20 protein-coding genes and 1 tRNA gene are annotated in these 21,286 nt (G+C 68.8%); 18 read left to right on the top strand and 3 right to left on the bottom strand.

The genetic code is table 11. The features are described 5' to 3' along the window. The first annotated feature begins 14 nt into the window (after positions 1 to 14). On the top strand, positions 15 to 3,578 hold the full coding sequence (locus tag QU603_RS11260; protein WP_308491480.1) for an error-prone DNA polymerase: 3,564 nt from the start codon (positions 15 to 17) through the stop codon (positions 3,576 to 3,578). Positions 3,579 to 3,862: 284 nt separating this feature from the next. Here QU603_RS11260 and QU603_RS11255 read toward each other — a convergent pair whose 3' ends face one another. Both QU603_RS11255 and QU603_RS11250 read right to left on the bottom strand, forming a co-directional pair. Then, on the bottom strand, positions 3,863 to 4,147 hold the full coding sequence (locus QU603_RS11255) for a Fe-S cluster assembly protein HesB (protein WP_308491479.1): 285 nt from the start codon (positions 4,145 to 4,147) through the stop codon (positions 3,863 to 3,865). Positions 4,148 to 4,379: 232 nt separating this feature from the next. Further along, positions 4,380 to 4,452 (bottom strand) — tRNA-Arg (locus QU603_RS11250). Between the two features lie 44 nt (positions 4,453 to 4,496). Between QU603_RS11250 and prmC the strand changes: the two genes are divergently transcribed. The 14 genes from prmC to QU603_RS11180 all read left to right on the top strand — a co-directional run bounded on the left by prmC (position 4,497) and on the right by QU603_RS11180 (position 16,978). Beyond that, a complete protein-coding gene (prmC, locus tag QU603_RS11245; protein ID WP_308491478.1) occupies positions 4,497 to 5,408 on the top strand; it encodes a peptide chain release factor N(5)-glutamine methyltransferase in 912 nt (303 codons plus the stop codon). Positions 5,409 to 5,452: 44 nt separating this feature from the next. Next, on the top strand, positions 5,453 to 6,205 hold the full coding sequence (locus tag QU603_RS11240; RefSeq protein ID WP_308491477.1) for an L-threonylcarbamoyladenylate synthase: 753 nt from the start codon (positions 5,453 to 5,455) through the stop codon (positions 6,203 to 6,205). Continuing rightward, a complete protein-coding gene (locus QU603_RS11235) occupies positions 6,202 to 7,458 on the top strand; it encodes an MraY family glycosyltransferase (RefSeq protein ID WP_308491476.1) in 1,257 nt (418 codons plus the stop codon). The genes QU603_RS11240 and QU603_RS11235 overlap by 4 nt, the downstream gene beginning before the upstream one ends. Further along, a complete protein-coding gene (locus tag QU603_RS11230) occupies positions 7,455 to 7,946 on the top strand; it encodes a Cg1360 family ATP-synthase-associated protein (RefSeq protein ID WP_308491475.1) in 492 nt (163 codons plus the stop codon). The genes QU603_RS11235 and QU603_RS11230 overlap by 4 nt, the downstream gene beginning before the upstream one ends. Before the next feature lie 137 nt (positions 7,947 to 8,083). Continuing rightward, positions 8,084 to 8,908 (top strand): F0F1 ATP synthase subunit A, encoded by an 825-nt coding sequence (gene atpB / locus QU603_RS11225; protein WP_308491474.1) that lies wholly within the window; start codon positions 8,084 to 8,086, stop codon positions 8,906 to 8,908. 55 nt (positions 8,909 to 8,963) lie between these two features. Continuing rightward, entirely contained in the window at positions 8,964 to 9,188 is a 225-nt protein-coding gene (atpE, locus tag QU603_RS11220; protein WP_308494005.1) for an ATP synthase F0 subunit C, read from the top strand. A 26-nt stretch (positions 9,189 to 9,214) separates the two neighbouring features. Next, positions 9,215 to 9,772, top strand: coding sequence for a F0F1 ATP synthase subunit B (locus QU603_RS11215; RefSeq protein ID WP_308491473.1), 558 nt, complete (start codon positions 9,215 to 9,217; stop codon positions 9,770 to 9,772). After that, positions 9,772 to 10,560: a F0F1 ATP synthase subunit delta gene (locus QU603_RS11210; protein ID WP_308491472.1), complete on the top strand. Its 789-nt coding sequence runs from the start codon at positions 9,772 to 9,774 to the stop codon at positions 10,558 to 10,560. The genes QU603_RS11215 and QU603_RS11210 overlap by 1 nt, the downstream gene beginning before the upstream one ends. 63 nt (positions 10,561 to 10,623) lie before the next feature. Continuing rightward, on the top strand, positions 10,624 to 12,264 hold the full coding sequence (gene atpA, locus QU603_RS11205) for a F0F1 ATP synthase subunit alpha (protein ID WP_308491471.1): 1,641 nt from the start codon (positions 10,624 to 10,626) through the stop codon (positions 12,262 to 12,264). Positions 12,265 to 12,283: 19 nt separating this feature from the next. Beyond that, positions 12,284 to 13,183 (top strand): F0F1 ATP synthase subunit gamma, encoded by a 900-nt coding sequence (locus tag QU603_RS11200; RefSeq protein ID WP_308491470.1) that lies wholly within the window; start codon positions 12,284 to 12,286, stop codon positions 13,181 to 13,183. 23 nt (positions 13,184 to 13,206) lie between these two features. Continuing rightward, a complete protein-coding gene (gene atpD, locus QU603_RS11195) occupies positions 13,207 to 14,655 on the top strand; it encodes a F0F1 ATP synthase subunit beta (protein WP_308491469.1) in 1,449 nt (482 codons plus the stop codon). A 2-nt stretch (positions 14,656 to 14,657) separates the two neighbouring features. After that, a complete protein-coding gene (locus QU603_RS11190) occupies positions 14,658 to 14,918 on the top strand; it encodes a F0F1 ATP synthase subunit epsilon (protein WP_308491468.1) in 261 nt (86 codons plus the stop codon). A 155-nt stretch (positions 14,919 to 15,073) separates the two neighbouring features. After that, positions 15,074 to 15,823 (top strand): YaaA family protein, encoded by a 750-nt coding sequence (locus QU603_RS11185; RefSeq protein ID WP_308491467.1) that lies wholly within the window; start codon positions 15,074 to 15,076, stop codon positions 15,821 to 15,823. 180 nt (positions 15,824 to 16,003) lie between these two features. After that, positions 16,004 to 16,978 (top strand): aldo/keto reductase, encoded by a 975-nt coding sequence (locus QU603_RS11180; protein WP_308491466.1) that lies wholly within the window; start codon positions 16,004 to 16,006, stop codon positions 16,976 to 16,978. Between the two features lie 3 nt (positions 16,979 to 16,981). Here QU603_RS11180 and QU603_RS11175 read toward each other — a convergent pair whose 3' ends face one another. Next, positions 16,982 to 17,575 carry a TetR/AcrR family transcriptional regulator gene (locus tag QU603_RS11175; RefSeq protein WP_308491465.1) on the bottom strand — a complete coding sequence of 198 codons (594 nt, stop codon included), beginning with the start codon at positions 17,573 to 17,575 and terminating at the stop codon, positions 16,982 to 16,984. 56 nt (positions 17,576 to 17,631) lie between these two features. Between QU603_RS11175 and QU603_RS11170 the strand changes: the two genes are divergently transcribed. The 3 genes from QU603_RS11170 to paaZ are packed head-to-tail and all read left to right on the top strand — an operon-like array spanning position 17,632 to position 21,277. Then, positions 17,632 to 18,390 (top strand): enoyl-CoA hydratase/isomerase family protein, encoded by a 759-nt coding sequence (locus QU603_RS11170; protein ID WP_308491464.1) that lies wholly within the window; start codon positions 17,632 to 17,634, stop codon positions 18,388 to 18,390. Next, positions 18,387 to 19,238 carry a 3-hydroxyacyl-CoA dehydrogenase family protein gene (locus QU603_RS11165; RefSeq protein ID WP_308491463.1) on the top strand — a complete coding sequence of 284 codons (852 nt, stop codon included), beginning with the start codon at positions 18,387 to 18,389 and terminating at the stop codon, positions 19,236 to 19,238. Before QU603_RS11170 ends, QU603_RS11165 begins: the two co-directional genes overlap by 4 nt. Beyond that, positions 19,235 to 21,277 carry a phenylacetic acid degradation bifunctional protein PaaZ gene (gene paaZ / locus QU603_RS11160; RefSeq protein ID WP_308491462.1) on the top strand — a complete coding sequence of 681 codons (2,043 nt, stop codon included), beginning with the start codon at positions 19,235 to 19,237 and terminating at the stop codon, positions 21,275 to 21,277. The genes QU603_RS11165 and paaZ overlap by 4 nt, the downstream gene beginning before the upstream one ends. Positions 21,278 to 21,286 lie beyond the last annotated feature (9 nt).

Genomic DNA, 21,286 nt, shown 5'->3' with positions numbered 1-21,286 from the left:
CGAGGGGCACGCTGATGGGGTTCGACAACCCGTCGGTCCCGTGGTCCGAGATCGAGCGGGTGCTCAGCGACCGGCGCAGGCCCAGCCCGGTCCCCGCCGGCGCGGGCGCCGACGACAGCCCGGCCTGGTCGCACAAGCGCGGGCCGTATGTGCCGCCGCCGATCCAGCCCCCGGCCGATGCCGTGCCGTACGCCGAGCTGCACGCGCACTCGTCGTTCTCGTTCCTCGACGGAGCGTCCTCTCCCGAAGAGCTCGTCGAAGAAGCCGAGCGCCTCGGCCTGCACGCCCTGGCGATCACCGACCACGACGGCTTCTACGGCGTCGTGCGCTTCGCCGAGGCCGCGCAGGGCAGACAGGTCAAGACGGTCTACGGCGCCGAGCTGTCGCTCGAGCTGCCGAAGCTCCAGAAGGGGCAGGCCGACCCCGCCGGCTCCCACCTGCTGGTGCTCGCACGCGGGCAGGAGGGCTACCACCGGCTGGCGGCGGCCATCACGCACGGGCAGCTGCGCGGTGGCGAGAAGGGCCGCCCGCTCTACGACCTCGACGAGCTGGCAGCCCGGGCCGACGGCCACTGGGCGATCCTCACCGGGTGCCGCAAGGGTGCCGTGCGCCGGGCTCTCGACGACGAGGGGCTGACCGGCGGTGCGCAGGCCGCGGCATCCGAACTCGACCGTCTCGTGGCACTGTTCGGCCGGGACGCCGTGCACGTCGAGCTCATCGATCACGGTGAGCCGTTGGATGCCGCGACCAACGATCTGCTCGCGGCCCTCGCCGCCGATCGGGGCCTGCCGGTGGTGGCCACCAACAACGTGCACTACGCGGAGCCCGCGCGCCGGCACCTGGCCGCGGCAGTCGCCGCGGTGCGCGCGAATCGGAGCCTGGACGAATTGGACGGATGGCTGCCCGCCCACGCGGGGGCGCATCTGCGCTCGGGCGAAGAGATGCGGCGACGGTTCGCGCGCTACCCGGGGGCGGTGGCGCGCTCGGTGACACTGGCCGACGAGCTCGCCTTCTCGCTGCGATCGGTCAAGCCCGCGCTGCCCACGCTCGAGGTGCCCGGCGGGCACACGCCGATGTCGTATCTGCGGCAGCTGGTGTGGGATGCCGTGCCGCGCAAGTATCCGACGCTCGGCTCGGCGGGGCGCACGCGCATCGCGCACGAGCTCGACGTCATCGAGCAGAAGGACTTTCCGGGGTACTTCCTGATCGTGTACGGCATCGTGCAAGAAGCGCGGCGCCGCGGCATCCTGTGCCAGGGGCGGGGATCGGCGGCCAGCAGCGCCGTGTGCTATCTGCTGGACATCACCGCCGTCGACGCCATCCGCTACAACCTGCCGTTCGAGAGGTTCCTGTCGAGCATGCGCGACGAAGAGCCCGACATCGACGTTGATTTCGACTCCGATCGGCGTGAAGAGATCATCCAGTGGGTCTACCGGCAGTACGGGCGCGAGCGCGCCGCACAGGTGTGCAACGTCATCCAGTACCGGCCCAAGAACGCGGTCCGCGACATGGCCCGGGCGCTGGGCGCCTCGCCCGGGCAGCAAGACGCCTGGTCGAAGCAGGTCGAGCGATGGGGGTCGTCGCTGTCGACGGCCGAAGGCCACGACATCCCCGACCAGGTCATCGAATACGCCGAAGAGCTGCTGAAGGCGCCGCGGCACCTGGGCATCCACTCCGGTGGCATGGTGCTCACCGAGCGGCCGGTCGGCGAGGTCGTGCCGATCGAGCACGCGCGCATGCAGGATCGCACGGTCATCCAGTGGGACAAAGACGACGCCGCGTGGATGGGCCTGGTCAAATTCGACCTGCTGGGTCTGGGCATGCTCGCCGCCCTGCAGTACACGTTCGATCTCGTCCGGGACTCGACGGGGGAGGTGTGGGAGCTCTCGACGATCCCGAAAGAAGAGGCGGCCGTCTACGACATGCTGTGCCGGGCCGACTCGATAGGGGTGTTCCAGGTGGAATCACGCGCACAGATGGGGCTGCTGCCGCGACTGCAGCCGCGGGAGTTCTACGACCTCGTGATCGAGATCGCCCTGATCCGCCCGGGGCCGATCCAGGGCGGGGCGGTGCACCCGTTCGTGCGCCGCAAGCTCGGGCTCGAGACGGTGACCTACGCGCACCCCAAGCTCGAGCCGGTGCTCGAGCGGACCCTGGGCATTCCGGTCTTCCAGGAGCAGCTCATGCAGATGGGCATGGCCGTCGGGGGCCTGACCGGCGAAGATGCCGACCTGCTGCGACGGGCGATGGGCTCCAAGCGGGGCATCGAGCGCATCGAATCGCTCAAGAAGAAGCTGTACGAGGGCATGGCGGGCAACGGACTGGTGGGGGATGCCGCGGACGCGATCTACGCGAAGATCCAGGCGTTCGCGAACTTCGGCTTCGCCGAGTCGCACTCGCTGTCGTTCGCACTGCTGGTGTACGCGAGTTCGTGGCTGAAGCTGCACTATCCGGCGGCATTCCTGGCGGGGCTGCTGCGGGCACAGCCGATGGGGTTCTATTCGCCGGCGACGCTGACCGGCGATGCCCGGCGGCACGGCGTGCAGGTGCGTCGCCCCGACCTGCACGTCTCGGGCGTGCATGCGCTCGTCGAGCCGGTCGACGCCCCGGTCCCTGAGCGGTCGCGGCGAGATGCCCCTCAGACGCGGCGAGATGCCCCTGCGGCGCAGCGAGATGCCCCTCAGTCCCAGCGAGATGCCCCTGCGGCGCAGCGAGATGCCCCTGCGGCGCAGCGAGGCGAAGGGCCGGAAGCCGCGCACCCCGACCTCACCCCCACAGGTCGAGACTCCTGCCTCGACCCCGAACAGCCGCCGGTCGGGGCCTTCGACAGGGACGCACCCGACGCTTCCGCCGCGCATCGCCGCGACGGGGCGTTCGCTGTGCGCCTGGGACTGGCGGCGGTCAAGGGCGTCGGCGTGGCGCTGGCAGAGAAGATCGTGGCCGAACGCGATGCCCACGGCCGCTATCGCGACATGCGCGACCTCGTGCGTCGGGTGGGGGTGACCGCAGCCCAGCTCGAGGCACTGGCCACCGCCGGTGCCTTCGACGCTCTGGGGCTGCGCCGGCGCGATGCGATCTGGATGGCCGGCTCCGCGGCAATGGACCGCGCCGAATTCCTGCCCGATTCGATGGTGTCGGTGCAGCCGCCGCTGTTCCCCGATCCGTCGAGCTATGAGCGGCTGGCCGCCGATCTGTGGGCGACCGGCATCTCGACCGACGACCATCCGATGACGCACTTCCGCGCTCCGCTGGATGCACGCGGCGTGATCACCTCGAACGGGCTGCGGCAGCACGAAGTGGGACGACGGGTCGAGGTCGCGGGTCTGGTGACGCACCGACAGCGGCCGGCGACGGCATCCGGAGTCACATTCGTGAATCTCGAAGACGAATTCGGCCTGGTCAACGTGGTGTGCTCGGTCGGGGTCTGGCAGCGGTACCGGCGCGTGGTGCGCGATGCACCGGCGCTGATCGTGCGCGGCATCGTGGAACGCTCGGTCGAAGGCGTGACGAACCTGGTCGCCGACGCGTTCGAAGACCTGCGCGTGGGGGTGACCCACCGCTCGCGGGACTTTCAATAGCGCATGCGCCGTCTGGTTCTGCGAACGCGGTCGCATTCTGCGTTCGCGCACGTGTTCTGCGTCCGCGCCTGTGTTCTGGCGGTTCCGTCGTCTTGCGCTGTCGTGTTCTGCGTTCGCGCCTGTGTCTTGCGGTAGCGGGTGCCGATTCGAGTAGCGCGACGAATTGGGCGGTGACTCGCGCTGCCACATTCCGCGAACGCGGTCGCGTTCTGCGGTTCAGGCAGTGCCGGCACACGAAGAAGGGGTCCCGACCGACCGGCCGGAACCCCTGGGTCGCCTGCGCGTCAGCGCTTCATCGCGAGAGCGAAGTGCACGGCACCCGCCTCGTCGACCTCGGCGTCCAGCACCTGGTTGTCCAGCGCCGTGGCGGCGTCGGTGTCCAGGAACACCCGCGCGCCCGACTCGTCGACGATCGCGTCGCTGGTCTCAGGTGCGGCTGCGACGGTCAATGCGAATCCTTGCGCCGGATCATCCGATCCGTGGATGCGCAGGCCTGCTGTCTCGGTCTCCGCTCCGCGCGCGATGATGGTCTTCACCGCGGTGGCGGCGTTCTCGGTGAGTGTGAGCATGTGCTCTCCTTCCGTAGGGCCCTTCGGAACCCGCAACGATTCCGCGATCGAACCGCCGATGCAAGCACACGGGTTCTTTCGGAGGGGATTCACACGTGCCGACACCGCGACCGGGAGGTGGCCGATGGCGCGGCACAGCAGTGTCGCAGGCGTGGCGGGCCTTCCGGCCGTGGGCCGCCGTGCATCTGCGCGCACTGCGCGAGGAGCGCACGCACCCACGGGCTGACGGGTGTGCCCCCGAGAGGAATCGAACCTCCGACGCGCGGCTTAGGAGTCCGCCGCTCTATCCACTGAGCTACGAGGGCGCCCGTCAAGCTTACGTGCCCGGCCGGTAGGCTCGAATCAGCCCATGACCTCGCACGAAGAACCCGACTCTCCCGCGGCACCCGCGCACCACGCGCCCGTGCGCATGTCTGCGGCTCTGCGCGGTGCCGCCGACATCCTCGCGCGTGCCGGAGTGGCCGACCCGATCGTGGACGCCGAACTGCTCATCGGGCATGTGATCGGCCTGTCACGCGGGGGAGTGCAGGCTGCCTACATCCGCGACGACGTCCTGGGCGCCGAACCGGCGGCGCGTCTGCGCGAGCTCATCGCCCGGCGCGCGAACCGCGAACCGCTTCAGCACCTGACCGGACTGGCGGCATTCCGTCACCTCGAGCTCGAAGTGGGCCCGGGTGTGTTCGTGCCGCGACCCGAGACCGAGGTGCTCGCGCAGCTGGCGATCGATGCGCTCGACGACGTCCCGGCCGCACACCCGCGCGCGGTGGACCTGGGCACCGGCAGCGGTGCGATCGCCCTCGCGATGGCCACCGAGGTTCCCCGCGCCGAAGTGTGGGCCCTCGAGCGGTCCGCGCAGGCGCACGCCTGGGCCGCGCGCAACATCGCGCGCCATCACGCTGCGAATGTGCACCTCGTGCGCGGCGACCTGGCCACGGATCTGACCGAGCTGGACGGGACCGTCGACGTCGTGGCATCCAATCCGCCGTATGTTCCGGATGCCGCAGTCCCGCGCGATCCCGAAGTGCAGCTCCACGATCCCGAAGAGGCCCTCTACGGCGGCCACGACGGCCTGGACGTCGTGCGCGTGTTGGCCGGGGTCGCGCTGCGCCTTGCCCGGCCCGGCGGCCTGGTCGTGATCGAGCACGGCGAATGGCAGGGCGGCGGCACCCGGGCCATCCTCGAAGCCGCGGGATGGGTCGATGCCCAGACCCGCACCGACCTCACCGGACGCGACCGCGTCACGTTCGCCGTGCACCCCTGATCGTGCGGTGATCCCTGGGCCGCCGTCGCTACACTGGTCGGGACATGTCCCCCCTCTTCGACTGCGACGATCCGGCGCAGCTGCTCGCCGGTATGCGTCACGCACGCCAGGCGATCGGCCGCGGCGAACTGATCGTGATGCCCACCGACACCGTCTATGGCGTGGCCGCTGACGCGTTCTCGCCCGAGGCGGTCACACGCCTGCTCGAGGCCAAGGGCCGCGGCAGGCAATCGCCGCCGCCCGTGCTGGTGGCCGGGCGTCCCATGATGGACGCGCTGGTCTCCGAGACCCCCGAGGCGGTCGCCCTGCTGATCGACGAGTTCTGGCCCGGAGGACTGACGATCGTGCTACCCGCCCAGCCGTCGCTGTCGTGGGATCTCGGCGAGACGCACGGCACGGTCGCCGTGCGCATGCCTGCGCAGCGGGTGGCGCTCGAGCTGCTCGAAGAGACCGGGCCGTTGGCCGTGTCCAGCGCGAATCTCACGGGACGACCGGCCGCGATCAGTGCAGAGGATGCCGAGAGAATGCTGGGCGACAGCGTTGCGGTGTACCTCGACGCCGGTTTCAGCGAGACCGGCATCTCGTCCACGATCGTCGATGCGACCGGGCTGGTCGGCGGTGACGGCATCGTGCGCGTCCTGCGCGATGGGGCCATCAGCCGAGACCGCCTGCGTGAGGTGCTCGGCGACGTGCTCGAGCCAGACCCCGAATCAGACCCCGAACCGGAGCCCGACCCGCTTGCGCAGCCGGCGGCGGTGGTCGAGCCCGATCTTGACCCCACCGGTGACGCCGGGTGAAGCAGTACATCTTCACGATCCTTTTCACCGCCACGGTCACGCTGGTGTTCTCGTGGGCGGTGTGGAGGCTCGGGCTGCGGTACAAGCTGTATCCGGCGATCCGTGCGCGTGACGTGCACACCACTCCCACACCGCGCCTGGGTGGGATCGCGATGTTCCTGGGCGCCGTGGCCGCCTTCGCCGTGTCGGCGTTCACTCCCTACTTCGAGATCTTCTGGACGAACCCGCGCACGGTGTGGGCGATCCTGGCGGCGATGGCGCTCACGGTGCTCGTCGGCGTCGCCGACGACCTGTGGGACCTCGACTGGATGATCAAGCTCGCCGCCCAGTTCTTGGCCGCCGGCATCATCGCCTGGTTCGGGCAGCTGCAGATCTACTCGCTCCCCATCGGCGGGATGACGGTGCCTTCGGCGGGGGTCAGCTTCACGCTGACGGTGTTCGCGATCGTCATCGTGATGAACGCGGTGAACTTCATCGACGGCCTGGACGGCCTGGTGGCCGGCGTGTGTCTGATCGCCGGCGTCATCTTCTTCGCGTACTCCTACTTCGTGGTGCGCGACTCGGGCGCATCGAGCTACTTCAACCTCGCATCGTTCATCGCCGCGGTTCTGGTGGGCATGTGCGTGGGGTTCCTGCCGATGAACTGGCACCCGGCCAAACTGTTCATGGGCGACTCGGGTGCCCTCGTGCTGGGCCTGCTGATGGCCACCAGCGCCATCGCGATCACCGGTCAGTTCGACCCGGCGACCCTGGACCCCGACGAGTTCGGCCGCTCACAGCTGCTGGGCGCGTTCGTGCCCATCCTTCTGCCGGTTGCCGTCGCGATCCTTCCGCTGATCGACTTCGGCTCCGCAGTGATCCGCCGTTACTGGCGCGGCAAGTCGCCGTTCTCGCCCGACCGCAAGCACTTGCACCACCGCATGCTCGACATGGGCCACTCCGCGCGCACTGCGGTACTCGTCTTCTACTCGTGGACCGCCGTGCTCGGCCTGTCGATCCTGCTCATGTACATCGGCGTCAGCCACGGTTGGCCCGGCCAGTACTGGGGCGGCGTGGTGTTCGGGGTGATCGGCATCGCCGCGTGCCTGGTCGTCACGCTCATGCCCAACCACCGCAGGCCCGTTGCCGCGGCATCCACCCCCGACGCCCCCGACGCCCCCGACGCCCCCGGCGCCGCCGTGACCGGCGCTGCCGCACCGCCCGCATCCGCGCGACCGGCCGCCGTGCCGGTCGTGCACGAGGAGAACCGATGACCACGCCCGACGGCGCGAGCCGCATCACCAGCACCCCCGTTCTGCGCACGACCCTGATCTGGTCGGCGGTCGTCACCGGCGCGCTCGCCGTCATTGGCGCGATCATCGGATTCCTCGTCGCCGGCGCCCCCGGACTGTTCAGCGCACTGGCGGGGATCCTCCTGGCAGCGCTGTTCCTGGGCATCACCGGGGCGAGCATCCTGATCGCCAACCGCTGGTTCGGCGACGACCTGTACGTTCCGATCTTCTTCGGAATCGTGCTGGGAGGATGGATCCTCAAGCTCATCGTGTTCATCGTGGTGCTGATCGTGCTGCGCGGGCAGCCGTGGATCCAGCCGACCGTGTTCTTCATCGCGATCGTGGTGGGCGTGCTGGCGGCCCTGGTCACCGACATCGTCGTGCTGGTGCGCATGCGCATTCCCGCGGTGGCCGCCGACCTGCCCACTGAGGCGCCCGAAGACGAGGCGCCGCACGCCGACGGGCGATGAAGCCCGCGCGGCGAACGTGAGAGCCCGCTGAGTTTGATAGGGTGGTGTTGCACCGCCCCGCTCGCGTCTGAAGTCCGAGTTGATCGGCGTGTGCAACCCATCGATCATCGTCGCACCGGTTCTCCGGTGCCCCGAAGTTGGAGCCAGCGCTGTTTACCGAAGCTGCGACCCTCATTGCGAAAACCGCGGAGAACGATGGCGGATTCCATCCGCCGTCGATCCTCGAGTTCTTCCCTCCGGTCGTCCTCTTCGAAGGCACGCCCTTTGCGCTCACGCGCATCACGCTCATCCAGATCTTCGCCACTGTCGCGCTGATCCTGATCTTCTGGCTCGGCACGCGCCGCATGAAGCTGGTCCCCGGCCGCTTCCAGAGCATCGTCGAGATGGGACTGGACTTCGTCCGCAACGGCATCGCGCATGACCTGCTGGGTCGCAAGGACGGCAACCGCTTCCTGCCGATCCTGACCACGATCTTCTTCATGATCCTGTTCATGAACCTCACCGGGATCGTCCCGGGCCTGCAGGTCGCGGGTACGGCCATAATCGCCGTGCCGCTGCTGCTGGCCATCATCTCCTACGTGACGTTCATCTACGCCGGCTTGAAGAAGAGCCCGAAGAAGTTCCTGCGCAACTCGTTCGCGCCGTCGGGCATCCCCGTCTTCCTCGTGTGGTTCGTGGCGATCCTCGAGTTCATCTCGACGTTCCTGATCCGCCCCGTCACGCTGACCCTGCGTCTGCTGATGAACATGATGGTCGGGCACCTCATGCTCGTCCTGTTCTTCTCGGCGACGTGGTTCTTCTTCTTCACAGCCGGTGGCCTGTGGAGCCTTCTGGGCGCGGGAACCCTCGCCTTCGGCTTCGCCTTCACCGTCTTCGAGATCCTGGTGGCCGTCCTTCAGGCGTACATCTTCGCAATCCTCACCGCGGTCTACATTCAGCTCGCGATCGCGGAAGAGCACTGAGCGGGTCGGCACAGGCCGTCCCACCCAACGAAAGGAAAAACCCGTGGAACCCACTATGGTCCTTGCCGCAGTGAAGGGCTCGATCGCTACGGTCGGCTACGGCCTCGCCGCCATCGGCCCGGCCATCGGCATCGGCATCGTCGTCGGCAAGACGATCGAGGGCGTTGCGCGTCAGCCCGAGTTGGCGGGCCGCCTGCAGGTCCTCATGTGGATCGGTATCGCGTTCACCGAGGCGCTCGCGTTCATCGGCATCGCCACCGGCTTCATCTTCGGCTACTGATCCCCCTCTTCACGTAAGGAGACAGGATGCTTAACGCTCTTGTCACTCTGGCGGCGCAGGAGTCAGAACCGAACCCGCTGGTTCCAGAACTCTATGACCTCGTGTGGGGCACACTGTGCTTCCTCGTGATCTTGTTCGTGTTCTGGAAGGTCGTGCTGCCCCGCATGCAGGACATGCTCGACCAGCGCGCGGCCGCGATCGAGGGCAACATCGAGAAGGCCGATGAGGCCCAGCGTCAGGCTGAGGTCGCCCTCGAGCAGTACACGGCACAGCTCGCCGAGGCTCGCAAAGAAGCCGGCGAGATCCGTGACGCCGCTCGCGAGGACGCCAAGAAGATCGTCGCCGAGGCCAAAGAAACCGCAACCGCTGAAGCGGGTCGCGTGACCACGGCCGCACACGCGCAGATCGAAGCCGAGCGCCAGAGCGCGCTGGTGTCGTTGCGCGGTGAGGTCGGTTCGCTCGCGCTCGACCTTGCCGGCGGTGTGATCGGCGAGACCCTCTCGGACGACGCGAAGGCCCAGTCGGTCGTCGACCGCTTCCTGGCCGAGCTCGAGGCATCCGAAGCACAGAAGGCAGCGCAGTAATGGGCAGCGCGACCACTCAGGCCCTTGCGGCTTCGAACGCGGCCCTGGCTGCCGCGTCCGGCGTCGACCTCGGTGTCGCCGGCGAGCTGTTCGCCGCGGGACGTGCCCTGGCCGACGTGCCGCAGCTGAGCGGGGCGCTTTCCGATCACGGTGCCAGCATCACCGCGCGTGAGAAGGTCGTCGCCGACGTGTTCGGGAGCTTGAGCGCGACAACGCGCTCGGTGCTGGGGACCGTCGTCGCGCAGCGCTGGTCTCGCGCGTCCGACCTGGTCGACACCGTCGAAGAGCTCGCGATCCGTGCGGCCGCGTCGAGCGAGCCGAGCGCCGACGTGGAACGCGAGCTGTTCCAGTTCTCCCGCGTCGTGGCCGGCGATGCGCAGCTCGAGCTTGCACTGGGCGGCCGTCTGGGTGACCCGGCGGCGAAGGGCGCGCTCGTGGACGCGCTGCTGAAGGATCGTGTGAGCCAGGCCACCGCACTGATCGCCGCATCCATCGTCCAGCGCCCCCGCGAGCGGCGCGTGCGCGAACTGCTCGGCCGCGCCGAGGGGATCGTGGCGGCCCAGCGCGGACGCGCAGTGGCCACGGTCACCAGCGCCGTCGCTCTGAGCGAAGCACAGACGAAGCGGATCGCAACGATGCTGACGGCCAAGTACGACACCACCGTCTCGGTGAACACCGTCGTGGACCCGACTCTGGTGGGCGGCCTGCGCGTGCAGATCGCCGACGATGTGATCGACGCGTCCATCGCGTCGCGCTTGACCGACCTGCGGCAGAGGCTCGCAGGCTGACATGGATTTCCCGTCGCAAGACGGTGACTTCGGGGCCGAGGCCCCTCGAACAAAAGGAAGACAATGGCAGAACTCTCCATCAGCCCCGACGTCATCCGTGACGCGCTGAAGGACTTCGTCGCTGCATACGAGCCCACGGGAGCGGCGGCAACCGAGGTCGGAACGGTCGTTGACACGGCCGACGGCATCGCCCACGTCGAGGGCCTGCCCGGCGTCATGGCCAACGAGTTGGTCACCTTCGGGGACGGCACGCAGGGCCTGGCCCTGAACCTCGACGAGCGCGAGATCGGTGTCGTCGTCCTCGGCGACTTCACGGGCATCGAAGCCGGCCAGCAGGTCACCCGCACCGGTGAGGTGCTCTCGGTCCCCGTGGGCGACGGGTACCTCGGCCGCGTTGTGGACCCGCTGGGCACCCCCATCGACGGCTTGGGCGAGATCGCGACCGAAGGGCGCCGCGCGCTCGAGCTGCAGGCGCCGGGCGTCATGCAGCGCAAGAGCGTGCACGAACCCCTGCAGACCGGCATCAAGGCCATCGACGCCATGATCCCTGTCGGCCGCGGCCAGCGTCAGCTGATCATCGGCGACCGCCAGACCGGCAAGACTGCCCTGGCGATCGACACGATCATCAACCAGAAGGCCAACTGGGAGTCCGGCGACGAGAACAAGCAGGTTCGCTGCATCTACGTCGCGATCGGCCAGAAGGGCTCGACCATCGCCTCGGTGAAGGGCGCGCTCGAAGACGCCGGCGCGATGGATTACACGACGATCGTCGCTGCTCCCGCCTCTGACGCCGCCGGCTTCAAGTACCTGGCTCCCTACACCGGTTCGGCCATCGGCCAGCACTGGATGTACCAGGGCAAGCACGTTCTGATCGTCTTCGACGACCTGTCGAAACAGGCCGAGGCCTACCGTGCCGTGTCGCTTCTGCTGCGTCGCCCGCCGGGGCGCGAGGCCTACCCGGGTGACGTGTTCTACCTGCACTCCCGTCTGCTCGAGCGTTGCGCGAAGCTGTCGGACGAGTTGGGTGCAGGTTCGATGACCGGTCTGCCGATCATCGAGACCAAGGCCAACGACGTGTCGGCCTACATCCCGACCAACGTGATCTCGATCACCGACGGCCAGATCTTCCTGCAGTCGGACCTGTTCAACGCGAACCAGCGCCCCGCGGTCGACGTGGGCATCTCGGTGTCCCGCGTCGGCGGCGACGCCCAGGTCAAGTCGATCAAGAAGGTCTCCGGCACGCTGAAGCTGGAGCTGGCGCAGTACCGCTCGCTGCAGGCGTTCGCGATGTTCGCCAGCGACCTGGATGCGGCATCCCGTCGTCAGCTCGAGCGCGGGGCACGTCTGACCGAGCTGCTCAAGCAGCCGCAGTACTCGCCGTACCCCGTCGAGGAGCAGGTCGTCTCGATCTGGGCCGGCACCAACGGCAAGCTCGACACGATCGCCGTCGAAGACGTTCTGCGCTTCGAGCGCGAGCTGATCGACTACGTGCGCCGCAACACCACGGTGCTGGACACCCTGCGTTCGACCAATGTGCTCGACGACGACACCGTCGCCGCCCTCACGAAGGCGACCGACGACTTCATCCCGCAGTTCCAGCCGGGTGACGGTCAGTCGATCACGGCTGTGGGCAACGAAGAGGTCGATGCCGCCGATGCCGCAGACGTGAACCAGGAGAAGATCGTCAAGGGCCGTCGGGGCTGAGGCCCTAGGGACTGCATTCATGGGCGCTCAACTCCGGGTCTACAAGCAGAAGATCGCTTCTGCTCAGACGACCAAGAAGATCACGAAGGCGATGGAACTCATCGCGGCTTCGCGCATTCAGAAGGCGATGGCGCGCGTGCGCGCCGCCTCGCCGTTCGCGCGGGCCGTGACGCGAGCGGTGTCGGCCGTTGCGACCTACTCTGATGTCGACCACCCGCTCACGCGAGAGCGTGAGCAGGTGCGCCGTTCGGCTGTCGTCATCTTCTCGTCCGACCGCGGCCTTGCCGGCGCGTTCAACGCGCAGATTCTGCGGGAGGGACTCGAGCTCGCGCAGCTTCTGCGCGACGAGGGCAAGGAGCCGGTGTTCTACCTCGTCGGCCGCAAGGCGGTGGGCTACTTCCAGTTCCGCCGCATCACGGCCGCAGCCGAGTGGATCGGCGAGACCGACACCCCGCGCTTCTCGTGGGCCGAAGACATCTCCGCCACGCTGCTGGACGCGTTCACGCGCGGCGGTGAAGACGACGGCGTGGATGAGATCCACCTCGTGTACAACCGCTTCGTGAGCATGATGACGCAGAGTCCCGAGACGGTGCGTCTGCTGCCGCTCGAGGTGGCCGAGGCATCGACCGACGATGAGAAGTCGCGCGTGTACCCGCTGTACGAATTCGAGCCGGATGCCGAGTCCGTGCTGGATTCGCTGCTGCCGGTGTACATCCAGAGTCGCGTCTTCAACGCGCTGCTGCAGTCCTCGGCTGCCAAGCACGCCGCGACGCAGAAGGCGATGAAGTCGGCCAGCGACAACGCCGACAAGCTCATCACCGATTACACCCGCCTGCGCAACAACGCACGCCAGGCCGAGATCACGCAGCAGATCGCCGAGATCGTCGGCGGCGCGGACGCCCTCGCGTCCAGCAAATAGACCCCATCGAAAGAGAAGAAGCCATGAGCCTCACCGCACAGGACACCGCGACGCAGGTCGTCGGCCGCGTCGCGCGCGTCACCGGCCCCGTGGTCGACATCGAGTTTCCGCACGATGCGATCCCGGACATCTACAACGCGCTGAAGACCACGATCACCATCGGCGACGAGACGCACGAGATCACGCTCGAGGTCGCTCAGCACCTCGGCGACGACCTGGTGCGTGCGATCTCGCTGAAGCCGACCGACGGCATGGTCCGCGGCCAGGATGTGCGTGACACCGGCGGGCCCATCTCGGTGCCCGTGGGCGACGTGACCAAGGGTCGTGTGTTCAACGTCACGGGCGACATCCTCAACGCCGCACCCGGCGAGAAGATCGAGATCACCGAGCGCTGGGGCATCCACCGCCAGGCGCCGAGCTTCGACCAGCTCGAGTCGAAGACCGAGATGTTCGAGACCGGCATCAAAGTCATCGACCTGCTCACCCCGTACGTGCAGGGTGGCAAGATCGGCCTGTTCGGCGGCGCCGGTGTCGGCAAGACGGTGCTCATCCAGGAGATGATCCAGCGCGTCGCGCAGGACCACGGCGGCGTCTCGGTGTTCGCCGGTGTCGGTGAGCGCACCCGTGAGGGCAATGACCTGATCGCCGAGATGGAAGAGGCGGGGGTCTTCGACAAGACCGCCCTCGTGTTCGGCCAGATGGATGAGCCGCCGGGGACGCGTCTTCGCGTTGCCCTGTCGGCGCTGACGATGGCGGAGTACTTCCGTGACGTGCAGAATCAGGACGTCCTGTTGTTCATCGACAACATCTTCCGCTTCACGCAGGCAGGCTCCGAGGTCTCCACGCTGCTGGGCCGCATGCCTTCGGCCGTGGGCTACCAGCCGAACCTCGCCGACGAGATGGGTGTGCTCCAGGAGCGCATCACCTCGACGCGCGGCCACTCGATCACCTCGCTGCAGGCGATCTACGTGCCCGCCGACGACTACACCGACCCGGCTCCGGCCACGACGTTCGCACACCTGGATGCGACGACCGAGCTGTCGCGTGAGATCGCTTCGAAGGGTCTGTACCCGGCGGTGGACCCGCTGACCTCGACCAGCCGCATCCTGGACCCGCGCTACATCGGTGCCGAGCACTACCGCGTCGCCACGGCCGTGAAGCAGATCCTGCAGAAGAACAAGGAGCTGCAGGAGATCATCGCGATCCTCGGTGTCGACGAGCTGTCCGAAGAGGACAAGATCGTCGTCGCCCGCGCGCGCCGCATCCAGCAGTTCCTCTCGCAGAACACCTACATGGCCAAGAAGTTCACGGGTGTCGAGGGTTCGACGGTGCCGATCAAGGAGACCATCGAGTCGTTCGACGCGATCGTGAAGGGCGACTTCGACCACGTGGCCGAGCAGGCCTTCTTCAACGTCGGCGGTATCGCCGATGTCGAAGCGAAGTGGGCGCAGATCCAGAAGGAGAACGGCTGATCATGCCGCTGCAGGTCACTCTCGTCTCGGCCGAAGAAGAGGTCTGGTCCGGCCAGGCCACCCTCGTGGTCGCCAAGACCGTCGAGGGCGAAGCCGGGTACATGACCGGCCACGAGCCCGTGCTCGCGATCCTCGCCGAGGGTCAGGTGCGCATCACCGGCACCGACGGCGAGAAGGTCGTGGCCACGGCCAAGGACGGTTTCATCTCGGTGGAGCGCGACACCGTCACGATCGTGGCAGGTCAGGCCGCGCTGGCGTCCTGACCCCGCCCCCGCCTGGGGTCGAAATCATATGATTTCGACGGGAGCACATCGAACTGGCGACAGATCGATGTGCTCTCGTCGTTTCGGTGTGCGCTCGATGAGTTGAGCGCCGAGGATGCCGCGCCCCGGGCGCTGCGAGAAGGGGAGCCGTCGTCGTGCTGATCCTGCTGCCGCCGTCCGAGACGAAGCGTCCCGGCGGCCGCTCGCGCGTGCTCGACCACGGCCGGCTCGCCCTGCCCGAACTGGCCGCACATCGCGATCGGGTCGTCGACGCGCTGGTGGCGCTGGCCGCCGACGAAGACGAAGCCGCCCGTGTGCTCAAGCTCTCGGCGCGCCAGCGCGGCGAGATCGCGCACAACGCCGCCCTGCGCACGGCGCCGACGATGCCTGCCGCCGACCGCTACACGGGTGTGCTCTATGACGCACTGGATGCCGGGACGATGGATGCCGCTGCCCGTCGCTGGCTCGGCGCACACGTCATGATCCACTCGGCACCGTTCGGGCCGGTCGGTGCCCTGGACCCGATCCCCGCGTACCGGCTGGCGGCGGGGACGAGCCTGCCCGGGCTGGAGTCGCTGCGGCAGGTGTGGGCCGATGCGGTGTCCGCCGCGCTGGCCGCGGCATCCCCCTCCTTCATCCTGGACCTGCGCTCGGAGGCCTACGCGGCGCTCGGGCCGGTGCCGGCCGAGGTGCCCAGCGTGTATCTGCGGGTCGTCACCGCGGGGTCGGACGGCACCGTACGCGCGCTGAACCACTTCAACAAGCACACCAAGGGCGAACTGGTGCGGCGCTTGGCGTTCGAGCGTCCGCGCATCGGATCGGTCGGAGGTCTGCGCCGGTGGGCGGATGGTGCCGGCCAGGTGCTGCGCCCCGGCGCCGACGGCGAGCTCGACCTGCTCGTCTGACGCGGTCGCCCCTCCGACGTGGTCGCCCCCCTGCCGGCCACGATGGCCCGAGCGTGAGCCAGGCGGACCGCGCGCTGCTGTCGCTGCTCGTGCTCGGGATGACCGATGCCGCCGCTGCCGCGCAGCTCGGGATCTCGGTACGCACCTCCCAGCGCCGGCGTCGGGCGATACCGTGGAGGGGTGACAGATCTGCAGCAGCGCCGCGTGGGCGCATCCGGACTCCTGGTCAGCGCCGTCGGGCTCGGGTGCAACAACTTCGGCCGCTCGGGCACGGCCACCGAGACGCTCGAGGGCACCCAGGCGGTGCTCGATGCCGCGATCGAGGCGGGCGTCACGTTCCTTGACACCGCCGACATGTACGGCAAAGAACCAGGTCTTTCCGAGACACTCATGGGTCAGGCGCTGCGCGGGCGGCGGGACGAGGTGGTGCTGGCCACCAAGTTCGGCCACTCCGGGGCACCGTTCGCCTACGGAGCGTCGAACGGCGCGCGCACCTACGTGCGGCGGGCGGTGGAGGCATCCCTGCGACGTCTGCAGACCGACTGGATCGACCTGTACCAATTGCACACGCCCGACAACGACACGCCCATGGAAGAGACGCTGGATGCCTTGACCGACCTGGTGCGCGAGGGCAAGGTGCGCTACCTCGGGCATTCGAACTTCTCGGGCTGGCAGATCGCCGAGGCGCACTTCGTCGCGCGCGAGCAGCACTGCGTGCCGTACGTGTCGGCGCAGAACGAGTACAGCCTGCTGGCGCGGGGGGCCGAGCGCAATGTGCTGCGTGCGGCGCGTCGCTACGGTCTGGGGTTCTTTCCCTACTTCCCGCTGCAGAACGGCCTGCTCACCGGCAAATTCACCCGTGCGGGCGGCCCCGACGACAGCCGCATCATGCGCCAGCGTCCGCACCTGTGGCAGAACGCACCGTGGGATGCGCTGGACGCCTACCAGGCGTTCTGCGACCAGCGCGGCATCACGATGCTCGAGGCGACCTACGGGTGGCTGCTGTCGCGGCCCGAGTTGTCGAGCGTGATCGCGGGGGCCACCCGCCCCGAGCAGGTGCGTGCGAACGCGTCGGCGGGTTCGGCATGGTCTCCGGATGCTGAGGACCTCGCCGCCATCGACGCACTGTTCCCGCCGCCCGAGCCCGCGATGTAGCAGTCAGCGGGTGCGCAGCCCGTCGAGGGCGACGGTGAGCACATCCTCGGCGAGCTGTCCGGCGCGTTCGGGGCCTGTCGGCCGATACCACTCGACGAGCGAGTTGACCATGCCGAACACGAGCCGCGTGGCCACCCGCGCGTCGACGTCGGCGCGCACGGCGCCTTCGGCCTGCGCCGATCGCACGAGTTCGGTGACCCGCTGATCGAACGCGCGCCGTCGCTGCAGGGCGGCCCGCTCGATGTCGCTGTTGCCGCGCACCCGCAGCAGCAGCGTCACATACGGCAGCTGGTCCGCCAGCACATGCACGGCGCCGCGCAGCACTGCCGCGAGCCGGTCCGAGGCGGGACCGGAGACCGCATCAGGGGCGGTCAGCACGGCCTCCAGGCCCCCGAGGGCACGCTCCAGCGCAACAGCCAGCAGCTCTTCCTTCGAATCGAAGTGGTGATACAGCGCCGCCTTGCTCACGCCGAGGCGCTCGGCCAGGTGTGCGACCGAGGTCGCGTCGTACCCCTGCTCGTTGAACGCCACGACCGCGACGGCGAGGATCCGGTCGCGGTCGTACCCGGGGCGGCCGCGCCGCGCCTGTTCGCTCACCGTTCCAGTCTGGCACGGGTGTGGGCGAATTCCTGAACGATCGGTAGGGTATTCGTGTGGGCGAAGACGACACGCAGGAACAGCACGACGAGCCGTTGCTGATCGAGCGCCGCGACGATCGGGTCGTGGCGACGCTGAACCGGCCGCGCGTGCGCAACGCGATCGACCAAGACCTCGTCGATCGCCTGCATGCGCTGTGCGCGGAGCTGGAGGCATCCCCTCGCATCCTCATCATCGCCGGCGCCGGGGGCGTGTTCGCGTCGGGCGCCGACATCCGACAGATGCTGCAGCGTCGTGCGCCCGAGGCGCGTGCGGGCATCAACACCCGCGTGTTCATGCGCATTCGGGAGCTGCCGATGCCGGTGATCGCCGCGATCGACGGCTACGCGTTGGGTGGCGGGGCCGAGCTCGCCTTCGCCGCCGACCTGCGCATCGGGTCGCCGCAGGCCAAGATCGGCAACCCCGAGACGGGCCTGGGCATCATCGCCGCGGCGGGCGCGACCTGGCGCCTGCCGGCGCTGGTGGGCGAAGCGCGCGCCGCCGAACTGCTGTACACCGGGCGGATCCTCAGTGCCGACGAGGCTCTCGAATGGGGACTGCTCAGCGCAATCCACCCCTCTGGCGAGTTGCTGGGCGCCGCCCACGCGCTCGCCGACCGCATCGCCGTGAACGACCCGCTCGCCGTGCGGCACACCAAGACTGCGCTGCGCGCCGCCGACCACCCCGCGGTCGACCTCGAACTGCAGGCGGAACTGTTCGAGAGCTCAGAGAAGATGCGACGCATGACGGCGTTCCTCAACAGGCACAAGCGATGATCCCCGCACAGGTCGGTGTCATCGGCGGCGGGCGCATGGGAGCGGGCATCGCGCACGCCTTCGCCTGCGCGGGCGCGCACGTCGCGGTGATCGAGAGGGACGACGAGATGGTGGATGCCGCAGCCGAGCGCATCCGTGATCTCATCGGCCGCTCGGCCGAGCGCGGCACGCTCCAGCGCGATCGCGCCGCGGTCGAGGCATCCGTCACCGTCACGACCGACGCCGATGCGCTGAGCTCAGTCGCACTCGTCGTCGAAGCGGTGCCCGAAGACCGCGTCATGAAGGCCGCCGCCTTCGCGCGCGCCGAGGCGGTGATCGGCGATGACGCCGTGCTCGCCTCGAACACGTCGTCGATCTCGATCGACGCGCTGGCCGAAACCGTGCGGCACCCCGAGCGGTTCGTCGGCATGCACTTCTTCAACCCGGTGCCGTCTTCGTCGCTCGTCGAGGTCGTGACCGGGGCCGCGACCGACCCGGCGGTCACCGCACGCGTGCGGGAGTGGGTCGAGGGCATCGGCAAGACCGCGATCGTCGTGCGCGACGCGCCCGGGTTCGCCTCCAGCAGACTCGGCGTCGCGCTGGGCCTGGAGGCCATCCGCATGGTCGAGGAGGGTGTCGCCAGCCCTGCCGACATCGACGCGGCGATGCAGCTGGGGTACCGGCATCCCATGGGCCCCCTGCGCACGACCGACATCGTCGGGCTCGATGTGCGGCTGGGCATCGCCGAAGAACTGCACGCGCAGCTGGGCGAGCGGTTCGCGCCGCCCGAGCTGCTGCGGCGGATGGTTGCCGAAGGACGCCTGGGTCGCAAGTCCGGCCGTGGATTCTACGAATGGAGCGAAGGATGATCCTACCCAGCTACCTGCAGGGGGAGTGGTGGACCCCGACGGATGACGCCGGCGGTGTCGTCGTGCGCGACGCGTCGACCGGTGAGGAGATCACGCGGGTCGACAGCTCCGGCGTCGACCTCGCCGGGGCCGTGGACTACGCGCGCAGCGTCGGGCAGCGGTCGCTGGGGGCGTTGACGTTCCATCAGCGGGCGCTGCTGCTCAAGCAGTTCGGCACGGTGCTGAACGACCGCAAGGGCGAGCTGTACGCACTGAGCGCACGCGCGGGCTCGACCGTGCGCGACGCTGCGATCGACGTCGACGGCGGCATCGGAGTGCTGTTCACCTACAGCTCGAAGGGCCGGCGCGAGCTGCCCAACGCGCAGATCTACCTGGACGGCCCGGCCGAATCGCTGTCGAAGGACGGCACGTTCCTCGGGCGACACGTCTACACGCGTCTTCCGGGCACAGTCGTGCAGATCAACGCGTTCAACTTTCCGATGTGGGGGCCGCTGGAGAAGTTCGCCCCCGCATTCCTGGCGGGCGTGCCCACGATCATCAAGCCCGCCACTCCCACCGCGTACATCACCGAGGCGTGGGTGCGCATGCTCGTCGAGTCGGGCGTCGTGCCCGACGGCGCGCTGCAACTGGTGTCGGGTGCGGTGCCCGGCGTGTTCGACCTGCTGCGCTTGGGGGACGTGGTGGCCTTCACCGGGTCGGCTTCGACGGCCGCTTCGCTGCGCGCGCAGTCGCCCGACGGCGTGCGGTTCATGAGCGAGACCGACTCGATCAACGCGTCGATCCTGGGGCCCGACGCGCAACCGGGCACTCCGGTCTTCGATGCTTTCGTTCGTCAGCTGATGGTGGAGCTCACCGCCAAGAGCGGCCAGAAGTGCACGGCGATCAGGCGGGCCATCGTGCCGTCGTCGTCGATGGATGCCGTTGCCTCCGCGCTGCGGCAGAAGCTCGCCGAGAAGGTCGTGGTGGGTGATCCTCGCGCCGAAGGCGTGACGATGGGGCCGCTGGTCTCGCTCGAGCAGCGCGGCGAGGTGCTGCGCGGGGTGAAGACGCTCGTGGATGCCGGCGGTGAGGTGCTGGTCGGCTCGACGCAGAGGCCCCAGGTCGTGCGCGCCGACGGGACGAGCGGTGCGGCCGAGGACGGCGCGTTCATCGACCCGATCCTGGTCGGGTTCGGGTCGGATGCTCCCGCCGCCGTGCACGAGGTCGAGGCGTTCGGGCCGGTTTCGGCGCTGATCGGCTACGACACGGTGGCGCAGGCCGTGGAGCTTGCCAACCGCGGCGGCGGATCGCTCGTGACCAGTGTCGCAACCGACGATCCCGCCGTGGCGGCGGAGCTCATGGCCGGCATCGGCGCCTACAACGGGCGCGTGCTGTTCCTCGATTCGGTCGATGCCCGCACCTCGACGGGGCACGGGTCGCCGGTTCCGCATCTCGTGCACGGCGGGCCCGGCCGCGCCGGCGGGGGAGAGGAGCTCGGCGGCATCCGGGCTGTGCTGCACTTCATGCAGCGCACGGCGGTGCAGGGCTCGCCCGCCATGCTCACCGCTCTGACCGGAGTGTGGCATGCGGGAGCGGGGGTGTCCTCGGACGGTCTGCATCCGTTCCGCAAGTCGCTGGCGCAGCTGCGCATCGGCGATCAACTTGCCTCGGCCAGCCGAGAGGTCACCCTCGACGACATCGAGACGTTCGCGCGGTTCACCGGCGACACGTTCTATGCCCACATGGACGAAGAGGCCGCCGCGGCCAACCCGTTCTTTCCGGGGCGCGTCGCGCACGGCTATCTTCTCGTATCGTTCGCCGCGGGCCTGTTCGTCGATCCGGCGCCCGGGCCGGTGCTGGCCAACTACGGCCTGGAGAACCTGCGGTTCGTCACCCCGGTCTCACCGGGCGACAGCATCCACGTCGCGCTGACGGCTAAGCAGATCACGCCTCGCGAGACCGACGACTACGGCGAGGTGCGCTGGGACGCGGTGATCCGCAACCAGAACGACGACATCGTGGCGACCTACGACGTGCTGACCCTCGTCGCGAAGCAGTAGCCGCGCGCC

Source organism: Microbacterium terrisoli (genome assembly GCF_030866805.1).
In the GTDB taxonomy this organism is placed as follows: Bacteria; Actinomycetota; Actinomycetes; order Actinomycetales; family Microbacteriaceae; genus Microbacterium; species Microbacterium terrisoli.
This window is presented reverse-complemented; position numbering and strand designations above follow the sequence as displayed.